This is a genomic window from Dietzia sp. CW19 (genome assembly GCF_014145265.1).
Taxonomy (GTDB): Bacteria; Actinomycetota; Actinomycetes; order Mycobacteriales; family Mycobacteriaceae; genus Dietzia; species Dietzia natronolimnaea.
The window spans coordinates 1-10,279 of the sequence record NZ_JAALEE010000082.1 but is presented as its reverse complement, the minus strand read 5'-3'; the positions used below and the strand labels follow the sequence as shown (position 1 = coordinate 10,279).

Here is a 10,279-nt window from a genome sequence, read left to right as displayed (position 1 = left end):
GGCTCCCGCGGCGAGGGCCCGCGCGATCCCGAACGCGCCGTGCCTGACGGTGGCGACGTCGGCCTCTCCGAGCCCGAGTTCGACGGCGCGGTCGGTCACGTCACCGGAGTCGACCGATGCCACCGACAGCTCGACCCCCGCGTCGGCGGCCATGGCACGCAGGGCCTCGGCGAGCCCACCCGGATCGAGGGCGCCCGCGTTGGTGACGATCCGCACGCCCCCGGTTCCGACGAGGTCGAGGCACTCCCCCAATTGCACGAGGAGCGCGCGCTCGTGACCCGGATCGCCCTGCGCGCGTTGCTCGGCGAGCTCCAACATGGCCTCGTCCGAGAGCATGTCGAGCGCGAGTACGTCCAGCGACGCGGCCGAGAGGAACTCGGCGGTCGCGGTGGCGCGGTCCGTCCGCGAGGCGGAGACGTTGCCGATACGCAGAGGTCTCTGGGTGCTCGTCATCGGTCCTGCGGCTCCTTGTCGGTCGGGTCGTTCGACCACCCCAGCATGCTCTCGCTCGGGACGAGGCGGGGGTGGAACGCGAACGCCTCCCCGAGCATAGGCGGAGCGCTCCCGTGGTCCGGGCGGGCCACGGCGCGGTCGAGGGGATCCCGCGGCGCCGGCCGGCGGGGTACCGAGGTTCCGGCCGACGGGGTGCCGGGCGAGTCCGCCAGTCGCACCCGTGTCGCGGGGTCGCTACCGATAGACTCGCCTGATCAGACGCCCGACGTGTCCTCCAGGAGTGAGCCGTGCCCCCCAGGACCGCCCCGATTCCCGACCGCATCGACCAGGCCCGTGCCAACTGGGAACGTGAGGGATGGACCGATGCGGCCCAGGGCATGACCGTCGTGACGTCGGTCATGCGCGCGCACCAGATCCTGCTGGCCCGGGTGGAGGAGACGCTGCGGCCGTGGAACCTGTCGTTCCCCCGGTACGAACTCCTCCGGTTGCTGGCCTTCTCCCGGTCCGGCTCGCTGCCCATCACCAAGGCATCCGAGCGACTGCAGGTGCACGTCACCAGCGTCACCAGCGCCATGAAGCGTCTGCTGGACGCCGGGCTGGTCGAGCGACGCCCACACCCGACCGACGGCCGGACGACCCTCGTCGAGATCACCGCCGAGGGCAGGCGCGTGGTCTCCGAGGCCACCGCCGCGCTCAACGCCGGCGTGTTCTCCGATCCCGGGATGGACCCGTCCGAGCAGTCGGCGCTGATCGAGGCCATCTCGTCGCTCCGGCAGACCGCCGGCGACTTCTGACGACCGGGGGCCCGACGCCCTCACGGTTCAGCACCGCGACCTGCACCACGCCCCGCCCCGCGACCTGCACCACGACCCGCCCCGCGACCTGCACCACGCCCGGCCGCGGACAGCACCGCGCCCGGCCCCCTCTCGGGTGGGGCCGGGCGCGGCTGTTCTTGGGAGGATCCGTGTCGTGGGTCCTCGATGGGGGTCGTCAGACCAGGGTCACGGCATCTCGGTGGCGATGAGGCGGGAGTCGTCCGGCTCGGCATCGGCGTGGATGATGTTCTTGCTCGACTCGGTCATGAGGAAGATGCAGACCATCGACATGACGGACAGCGCCGAGAGCATCAGACCGACACCGAAGGTGTTGCCGGCCCCGATCATCGCGGCCGCTGCCAGCGGCGGCAGCGCGCCACCGAGGATGCCGGCGAGGTTGTAGCCGAGCCCGGCGCCGGTGTAGCGGTAGCGGGCCTGGAACAGCTCGGGCAGCAGTGCACCGGCCGGTCCGTAGGCGATACCGAAGATGATCAGCGTGACGAACAGCACCAGACCGAAGGCGAAGGTCGACCCGGTGTCGAGGATCGGGAAGACGAACAGCGTCCACGGGATGGCCAGTCCGACCGAGGTGCCGATGACCTTCCTCCGGCCGATCTTGTCCGAGTACATCGCCGACAGCGCGATGGCGGCACCGAAGATCAGCGCGGCGATCATGCCCATGCCCAGGACGAACGGGCGGGAGTGCCCGAGGGTGGCGGTGGCGTAGTTCGTGAGGAACGAGGTGCCCATGTAGAAGAGCGAGAACAGCGAGGTGAGCGCACCACCCGCGATGAGGATCTCTTTCCACTGGTACCGCAGCGCATCGGCGAACGGCAGCGTCCTGGGGGCCGTGACCCTGTTCGCGGCCTTGTCCGCAGCCGCGGTCTCGGCGGCTTCCTTGGCCTCCCTCGCCTGGGTCTGGCGGAAGACCGGGGTCTCCTCGACCGTGAGACGGATCCACAGGCCGACCAGCACGAGGACGGCGGAGAGCAGGAACGGGATACGCCAGCCGTACTGCATGAAGGGGCTGTCGAGGTCTGCACCGCCACCGGCGACGAGCGAGAAGACGAGGAACGTCCCCGAGGAGAGGAAGAACGCGAAGGCCACGCCCAGCTGCGGCCACATGGCCATCATGCCGCGCTTGCCCTCGGGGGCGTACTCGGCCGTGAGCAGCGTGGCTCCGGCCCATTCGCCGCCGACCGCGAAGCCCTGGAAGAAGCGGCACACCACCAGTAGGGTCGGTGCCCAGATGCCGATGCCGCCCTCGAAGACGCCGAACGCCCCCGTGTTGTACCCGGGCAGCAGACCGATGAAAACGGTCGCCACGCCCATGATGATGAGGGTCCAGACGAGCGTGTTCTTGCGACCGATCCGGTCACCGAAGTGGCCGAAGATCGCCGCACCGACGGGCCGGGCGAAGAACGCCACGGCGAAGGTCGCGAACGAGGACAGCGTCGCCGTCGCGGGGTTCTGGTCGGGGAAGAACAGGGCCGGGAAGACCAGCGCGGCGGCGGTGCCGTAGATGAAGAAGTCGTACCACTCGATCGTGGTACCGATCGAGGACGCGGCGGCGACCTTCTTCAGCGAGGTCTTCTGCTCGACCGGCGGAAGATTCGGGGACAGCGGTGCCGCGTCCCCCGGCGGGGTGTTTCCGGACTGCGTCAAGACAACTCCAGTCGTGTCAGGTTCGCCGGGTATCTGACCTCCGGCGAGGCGGGTGATCGCCGACGCATAGGCGTCGATTGAGCCGAACAGTATGTGATGACCACCACACCCGATACACCCGAAAGTATGTGGACGTGATCCGGCCCACAGCGCCCCGGACCGATTCGACCGGATTCCCTGCCCGTCGAGCACCCCTACGGTGCCGGGCGAACAGCGCGCCCGAGCCAAAGGAAGGCACCGATCCCGACCACCGGGCGTCGGACGCCGGTGAGGCCTGGCCTCATGCGTCGGCGGACCACAGGCGTCGGCGAGCCGAATTCCCGCGCTCACACCGACTGCACGACCACAGCCGTTCCGAGGGGCCGGGCTCCCGGTCTGTCCGGGGGGCGATCAGGCGCGCCGATCGGACGAGCAGACTCCTCGACACGGTCGGACGGATCTCCGACACGCCATCGCGAGGCGTTCATCCCGGACGGCGGCGCCGGGGTTCGCACCGGCCACCGGTGCCCCGGAGAGAGGATCGCGGTGACCGCCTTGTCCGCGGCCGTCGCGGCGTTGTGCAGGCCGGAGGTACGGATCAGCGACGATCCCGACGAACTGACGTTGCCGTGGACCACGATGCTCACTCGCCCGGCGACCGGGGTCAAAGTCCGCTGTGGCCGACCCTCAGGGCTCTGAGGGTCGGCCGGGACGGATCCGAGCATGACGGGTCGGCAGGACTGATCAGGGCAGGAGCGATCAGGGCCGGACCGATCAGGGCAGGACTGATCAGGGCAGGACGCCGAGGAGCCGGGCGCGGGCCACGGACTCCATCCGTGACCGTGTGCCCAGCTTGGTACCGATGTTGCGCAGGTACGCCTTGATCGTCTCCGGTGACAGGGACAGTCGGGCGCCGACCTCGGCGTTGGAGCATCCGAGAGCGACCTGTGCGAGGACGTCGATCTCCCGGGGGGACAGGACCGTCGGCGCCGGGCCCGGGTCCCGGCCCACGTCCGGAGTCCGGCCCACCCCCGCCAGCGCGGAACCCGCGGCCAGGAGCCTCTCGCGGAGATCCGGATCGCCGAGCTCGGCGGCGATGGCCCGCAACTCGCCGTGGAGGACACGAAGACGTTCCCTGTCGGAGGATTCCAGCCCGAAGTTCTGCTCGGCCGCGGCGTGGTCGGCCATCCGCAGTCGTCGATCGACCTCGTCGTGGACCTTGAACTCCGAGGCCAGGTCCGCGGCGACGGTGGTGAACGTCCGGGTGACCTGGTCGCCGAGCTGGGTGGCGACGCGGGCCGATCCGTAGAGGATCGTCCGCGCCACGCCCGAGACGATCACGGGGACGGAGATGATCGCCCGCAAGCCCTCGCGGTCCACCGCGTCGGCGTAGTCGCGGGTGATCCTCGAGCACTCCTCGTAGTCGCGCACCGTCGCCGGTCGTCCGGAGGCCATCACGTGACCACCGAGCCCACGGCCCCTGGCCACGGCCAGCCCCTGCATGGAGTCGGTGCGGACCCCGATGAAGCGGTTCAGTCTGGCGGTCTCACCGGTGACGTCGCCGGCGAAGACGACGGGCACACCGGAATCACGGCGGGCCCGGCGCAGGGCCCCTAGTACAGCGTCTGAATCCTTGGGTCGGAGGGTGGACATGGTGTTCTCCCGAGAGTGGAGGTGTTCAGCTCCGCGAGGAATCGCGGATGCTGGTGATGATGGCGCTGAAGTCCTTGCCACCGTTGTCCTGCGCGAACTCGTCGTACAGGGCAGCCGCTGCCGCGCCGAGCGGAGCGACCGTACCAGTGCTCTCCAGGGCCGCGAGCGCCAGCCCGAGATCCTTGTTCATGAGAGCGGTGGCGAAGCCGGGCGTGAAGTCGTTGTTGGCGGGAGAGGTGGGGACCGGACCGGGGACGGGGCAGTTGGTGTGCAGCGCCCAGCTGTTGCCGGTGGCCCCGGTGACCACGTCGAACAGGGCCTGGTGATCGAGACCCAGCCCCTCGGCGAGCACGAACGCCTCGGCGATCGCGATCTGGTGCACGGCCAGCACCATGTTGTTGCAGACCTTGGCGGCCTGGCCGGCCCCGGCTCCGCCGCAGTGGATGACCTTGCCCGCCATCGGCTCGAGCACGGGCTGCGCGGCCGCGAAGGCCTCGTCCTCCCCGCCGACCATGAACGCCAGGGTGCCGGCGGTCGCGCCCTTGACGCCGCCGGAGACGGGCGCGTCGACCTGGAGCATCCCGGCGTCCACGGCCTTGGCGTGGACCGCACGGGCGTCGTCGACCGAGATGGTGGAGGAGTCGATGAACAGGGTCCCCTCCCCCGCCTCGCCCAGGACCTCGTCATAGGTCGAGGTCACCAGCGCACCGTTGGGCAGCATCGTGATCACGACGCCGGCTCCCCGGACCGCCTCGGCGGGCGAGTCGCACACGGTGATCCCGGCGGTCCGGGCCGCGTCCTGCGCCGCGGCGACCGGGTCGAATCCTCTGACGTCGAGTCCGGCGCCGACCAGGTTGGCGGCCATGGGTCCACCCATGTTGCCCAGCCCGAGAAACGCCACAGTCTGCGATCGGTTGTCCATGTCCTACGCTCCCAGTCCGCGCGCGGCGACGGCCCGGCCGACGACGACGCGCATGATCTCGTTCGTCCCCTCCAGGATGCGGTGCACCCGGAGATCTCGCACAATCTTCTCTATTCCGTACTCGGCCAGGTACCCGTACCCGCCGAAGAGCTGCAACGCCCGGTCCGCGATGTCGAAGCAGCGGTCGGTGACGAAGAGCTTCGCCATGGCGCACTGCTCCACGTGATCCGGCTCCTTGGCGTCCAGGGCCGCGGCGGCGCGCCACAGCATGAGCCGGCTCGCCTCCAACTCGGTCGCCATCTCCGCGAGGGTGAAGCGGATCGTCGGCTCGTCGATCAACGCGCCGCCGAACGCCTCACGGTCCCGCACGTGGGCGACGGCCCGCGTGTACGCGTCCTGGGCGCCGCCCAGGGAGCAGGCGGCGATGTTGATGCGCCCGCCGTTGAGCCCCCGCATCGCGATGGTGAACCCGAGGCCCTCGCCGCCGGTGTCCGCGCCACCGATGAGGTTCGCCGCCGGGACCCGCACACCCTCCATGATCACCTGCGCGGTGGGCTGGGCGTTCCAGCCCATCTTCTGCTCGTCCGGACCGAAGCTCAGGCCCTCGGAGTCCGCCGGGACCAGGAAGGCCGAGATCCCCTTGGGGCCGGCCTCCCCGGTGCGGGCCATCACCACGTAGACGTCCGACTGCCCGCCACCGGAGATGAACTGCTTGGTGCCGGTGAGGACGTACTCCGCGGTCTCGCCCTCGCCCTCCTTCACCGCCTTCGTCCGCAGCGCCGCCGCGTCCGACCCGGCGCCCGGCTCCGTCAGGCAGTAGCTCGCGAACAGCTCCAGCGACGCCAGCCGCGGGATCCACTCGTGGCGCTGCTCCTCGGTGCCGAACTCGTCGACCATCCACACGCACATGTTGTGGATGGACAGGTACGCGGCCACCGACGGGCATCCCCGGGCGAGCTGCTCGAAGATGCGGACACCGTCCAGCCGCCGCATCCCGCTGCCCCCGACGTCCTCCGAGACGTAGATGGCGCCCATCCCCATCTCGGCGGCCTCGCGGAGGACGTCCTTGGGGAAGTGGTGCGTCGCGTCCCACTCCTGCGCTTTGGGCGCGATCCGCTTGACCGAGAAGTCGCGGGCGGTGTCGACGATGACCTTGTCGTCGTCATCAAGGGTGAACATGGGTGTTCCTCTCATACGGTGCCCGGTTCGTACGGTGTGCGGCAGGTGAACTGCGCGGCGGGTGAGCTGCGCGGCGGATCCGGTTCGCGGTCAGTCCATCGTGGGGATGACGAACTCGGCACCGTCCTTGATGCCGGAGGGCCAGCGCTGGGTGACCGTCTTGACCTTGGAGTAGAACTTGATCGACTCCGGGCCGTGCTGGTTGAGGTCGCCGAATCCGGACTTCTTCCAGCCTCCGAAGGTGTGGTACGCGATCGGCACGGGGATCGGCACGTTGACGCCGACCATGCCCACCTGGACGTTGGACACGAACTCGCGGGCGGCGTCGCCGTCGCGGGTGAAGATGGCCACGCCGTTGCCGTACTCGTGCTCGTTGGGCAGGCGCAGGGCCTCCTCGTAGTCCTTGGCGTGGACCACCACGAGGACGGGGCCGAAGATCTCGTCGGTGTAGACGCTCATGTCCGGGGTGACCTTGTCCATGAGCGTGGGGCCGACGTAGTAGCCCCCGGAGATGTCCTCGCCGTTGAACTCGTCCGTGTAGGCACCCACGCTGCGGCCGTCGATGAGGATCTCCGCACCTGCCTTCTCGCCCTGGTCGATGTAGTCCAACACGCGGGCCTTGGACTCGGGGGTGACCAGCGGGCCGTAGTCGGACTTCGGGTCGTGGCTGTGGCCCACCCGCAGCTCCTTGACCTTGGGCACCAGTTTCTCGAGCAGGGCCTCGGCGGTGCCCTCGCCCACGGGAACGGCCACCGAGATGGCCATGCAGCGCTCACCGGCGGAGCCGAAACCGGCGCCGACCAGGGCATCGGCGGCCTGCTCGAGATCCGCGTCCGGCATGATGATCATGTGGTTCTTGGCGCCGCCGAAGCATTGCGCGCGCTTGCCGGTGCGGGCCGCGTTCTCGTAGATGTACTGCGCGATGGGCGTGGAGCCGACGAAGCCCACGGCCTGGATGGTCTCGCTGTTGAGGATCGCGTCGACCGCCTCCTTGTCACCGTGGACGACCTGGAAGATGCCGTCGGGCAGACCGGCCTCGGTGAACAGCTCGGCCAGGCGCACCGGGACGGAGGGGTCGCGCTCGGAGGGCTTGAGCACGAAGGCGTTGCCGCACGCGATGGCCGGGCCCGCCTTCCACAGGGGGATCATGGCCGGGAAGTTGAACGGGGTGATCCCCGCGACCACACCGAGCGGCTGGCGCATGGAGTAGACGTCGACGCCCGTGCCGGCGTTCTCGGTGAACTCGCCCTTGAGCAGGTGCGGGATGCCGATCGCGAACTCGATCACCTCGAGGCCGCGCTGGATGTCGCCCTTCGCGTCCGGGGTGGTCTTGCCGTGCTCGATCGCCAGCAGTTCCGCGAGCTCGTCCATGTTCTGGTTGATCAGGTCGACGAACCGCATGAGCACGCGGGCGCGCTTCTGCGGGTTCTGGGCCGCCCACGCCTTCTGCGCCTCGGCGGCCTTGGCGATCACGTCGTCGACCTCCGCCGTCGACGCCAGCGGGACCACGGCCTGCGCCTTGCCCGTGCTGGGGTTCAACACCTCGTGGGTTCGGCCGCCCGTGGCGGCGACCCTGGTGCCGTTGATGTAGTGCTCGATCTGCCTGAGATCCGACATGGACATCCCTTCGTCGTGAGGCCGCGGTCCGGAGATGTCCGCGCGCCACTGCTCCCGTGATGACCATCACTCTATACTTGCATCTCCTAGTAATCCAGGACCCGGCCCCGGGGCCGCCCCCGACCCTCCCCTTTCGGGTGTACCGCCAGCCGCCCGGCCGCCCATACTGTGAGCTGACTCACTTCCCGTGCCCGTTCTCACCCGTGCCCGCTGTCAGGAGACTTCATGGCCCCGCTCGCCACCGACGCCACCACCCGATTCCGCGCCGCCCGCGACTTCCTGCAGGCCAACGCGGAGGACTACGAGGCCGCCCGGGCCGGCTTCGCGTGGCCGGAGCTCGACGAGTGGAACTGGGCACTCAACTGGTTCGACGTCGAGGCCGAGGGGAACACCGATCCCGCGTTGTGGATCGTCGAGGAGCACGACGGCGGAGGCGCACCGACCGAGGCGAAGTACTCCTTCGACGAGGTGCGGATCCGCTCGGACCGCACCGCCAACTGGCTGCGCGAGGCCGGGGTCGGGCCCGGCGACCGGATCCTGCTCATGCTGGCCAACCAGGTGGAACTGTGGGACGTCATGCTCGCGGTGATCAAGCTCGGCGCCGTGGTCATCCCCGCCACCACCCTGCTCGCCGAGGGCGACCTGCGCGACCGCATCGCCCGCGGCGGAATCAAGCACGTGATCGCCCGCTCCGAGCTGGCCGAGCGCTTCGCCGCCATCTCCGGCGACTATCAGCGGTTCGCGGTGGGCGGCGCCCCCGACGGCTGGACCGACCTCGCCGGTGCGATGGACGCCTCCCCCGACTTCGAGCCCAGCCACACCACCCACGCCGACGACACGCTGCTGCTCTACTTCACGTCCGGCACCACCAGCAAGCCCAAGCTCGTCGAGCACACCCACGCCTCGTACCCGGCGGGCCACCTGTCGACCATGTACTGGATCGGTCTCCAGCCGGGCGACGTCCACCTCAACGTGTCCTCGCCCGGATGGGCCAAGCACGCGTGGTCCAACGTGTTCACGCCGTGGATCGCCGGGTCGTGCGTGTTCATCTACAACTACTCCCGCTTCGACGCCACGGCGATGATGCGCGAGATGGACCGCTGCGGGGTGTCCAGCCTGTGCTGCCCGCCCACCGTGTGGCGGATGCTCATCCAGGCCGACCTGACGCAGCTGCAGGTGCCGCCACGGCTGGCGGTGGGTGCCGGCGAGCCCTTGAACCCGGAGGTGATCGGGCGCGTCCGCGACGCGTGGGGGGTGACCATCCGCGACGGCTTCGGCCAGACCGAGACCACTGTGCAGATCGCCAACACCCCGGGCCAGCCCATCAAAGACGGGTCCATGGGCCGCCCGTGCCCCGGATTCGACGTCGTCCTGGTCGACCCCGCCACCGGACAGGAGGTCCCGGGAGAGGGCGCCGAGGGCGAGATCTGCCTGCGCCTGGACCCCCGCCCGCTCGGCCTGATGGTCGGATATCACGGAGACAAGGACCGGACCGACGCCGCGTACGCGGACGGTTTCTACCACACCGGTGACGTCGGCTCGCGGGACTCCGAGGGCTACATCACCTACGTGGGCCGGACGGACGACGTGTTCAAGTCCTCGGATTACCGGATCTCGCCGTTCGAGCTGGAGTCCGTCCTGTTGGAGCACCCGGCGGTGGCCGAGGCGGCGGTCGTCCCGTCCCCGGATCCCGTGCGACTGAGCGTCCCCAAGGCGTTCGTCGTCCTGGCCGGCGGCTGGGAGCCGACCGAGGAGACCGCCCGCCAGATCTTCGACTACTCCCGCACCCACCTGGCCGGCTACAAGCGGGTGCGCCGTCTCCAGTTCACCGACCTGCCCAAGACCATCTCCGGCAAGATCCGCCGCGTCGAGCTGCGCAACGGCGAGAGCGAGAACGGCCCGTCGGTGGACTTCCCCGGCGAGTTCCGGGAGGAGTCGCTGCGCTGACGGCCGGTTCCCGGGCCCGCGCGGGCCGGGCTGCGGGGCCGGGTCGGCC

General features: G+C 69.8%; 8 protein-coding genes. 2 read left to right on the top strand and 6 right to left on the bottom strand.

Going from position 1 to position 10,279, the window contains the following annotated elements:
* A partial coding sequence (locus G6021_RS02990; protein WP_182640638.1) for an acyclic terpene utilization AtuA family protein occupies positions 1-453 on the bottom strand: 453 nt, incomplete at its 3' end.
* A gap of 287 nt (positions 454-740) precedes the next feature.
* Here G6021_RS02990 and G6021_RS02985 point away from each other — a divergent pair.
* Positions 741-1,247, top strand: coding sequence for a MarR family transcriptional regulator (locus G6021_RS02985; protein WP_179525940.1), 507 nt, complete (start codon positions 741-743; stop codon positions 1,245-1,247).
* A 207-nt stretch (positions 1,248-1,454) separates the two neighbouring features.
* Here the strand turns inward: G6021_RS02985 and G6021_RS02980 are convergent, their stop codons facing one another.
* The 5 genes from G6021_RS02980 to G6021_RS02960 form a co-directional block, all read right to left on the bottom strand.
* Positions 1,455-2,891 carry an MFS transporter gene (locus G6021_RS02980; protein ID WP_241736405.1) on the bottom strand — a complete coding sequence of 479 codons (1,437 nt, stop codon included), beginning with the start codon at positions 2,889-2,891 and terminating at the stop codon, positions 1,455-1,457.
* Positions 2,892-3,701: 810 nt separating this feature from the next.
* On the bottom strand, positions 3,702-4,565 hold the full coding sequence (locus tag G6021_RS02975; protein WP_179525942.1) for a LuxR C-terminal-related transcriptional regulator: 864 nt from the start codon (positions 4,563-4,565) through the stop codon (positions 3,702-3,704).
* 25 nt (positions 4,566-4,590) lie between these two features.
* Positions 4,591-5,487, bottom strand: coding sequence for a 3-hydroxyisobutyrate dehydrogenase (mmsB, locus tag G6021_RS02970; protein WP_179525943.1), 897 nt, complete (start codon positions 5,485-5,487; stop codon positions 4,591-4,593).
* Positions 5,488-5,490: 3 nt separating this feature from the next.
* Complete coding sequence (locus tag G6021_RS02965) at positions 5,491-6,666, bottom strand: acyl-CoA dehydrogenase family protein (protein ID WP_182610133.1); 1,176 nt, start codon at positions 6,664-6,666, stop codon at positions 5,491-5,493.
* Between the two features lie 90 nt (positions 6,667-6,756).
* Complete coding sequence (locus G6021_RS02960) at positions 6,757-8,283, bottom strand: CoA-acylating methylmalonate-semialdehyde dehydrogenase (protein ID WP_182610134.1); 1,527 nt, start codon at positions 8,281-8,283, stop codon at positions 6,757-6,759.
* Positions 8,284-8,508: 225 nt separating this feature from the next.
* Here G6021_RS02960 and G6021_RS02955 point away from each other — a divergent pair, with 225 nt between their 5' ends.
* Positions 8,509-10,230: an AMP-binding protein gene (locus G6021_RS02955; protein WP_182639596.1), complete on the top strand. Its 1,722-nt coding sequence runs from the start codon at positions 8,509-8,511 to the stop codon at positions 10,228-10,230.
* Positions 10,231-10,279 lie beyond the last annotated feature (49 nt).

Coding starts and splice junctions, on each gene's coding strand:
- mmsB (WP_179525943.1), bottom strand. CDS start 5,487: ATGGACAACCGATCGCAGACTGTGGCGTTTCTCGGGCTGGGCAACATG.
- G6021_RS02965 (WP_182610133.1), bottom strand. CDS start 6,666: ATGTTCACCCTTGATGACGACGACAAGGTCATCGTCGACACCGCCCGC.
- G6021_RS02975 (WP_179525942.1), bottom strand. CDS start 4,565: ATGTCCACCCTCCGACCCAAGGATTCAGACGCTGTACTAGGGGCCCTG.
- G6021_RS02955 (WP_182639596.1), top strand. CDS start 8,509: ATGGCCCCGCTCGCCACCGACGCCACCACCCGATTCCGCGCCGCCCGC.
- G6021_RS02960 (WP_182610134.1), bottom strand. CDS start 8,283: ATGTCGGATCTCAGGCAGATCGAGCACTACATCAACGGCACCAGGGTC.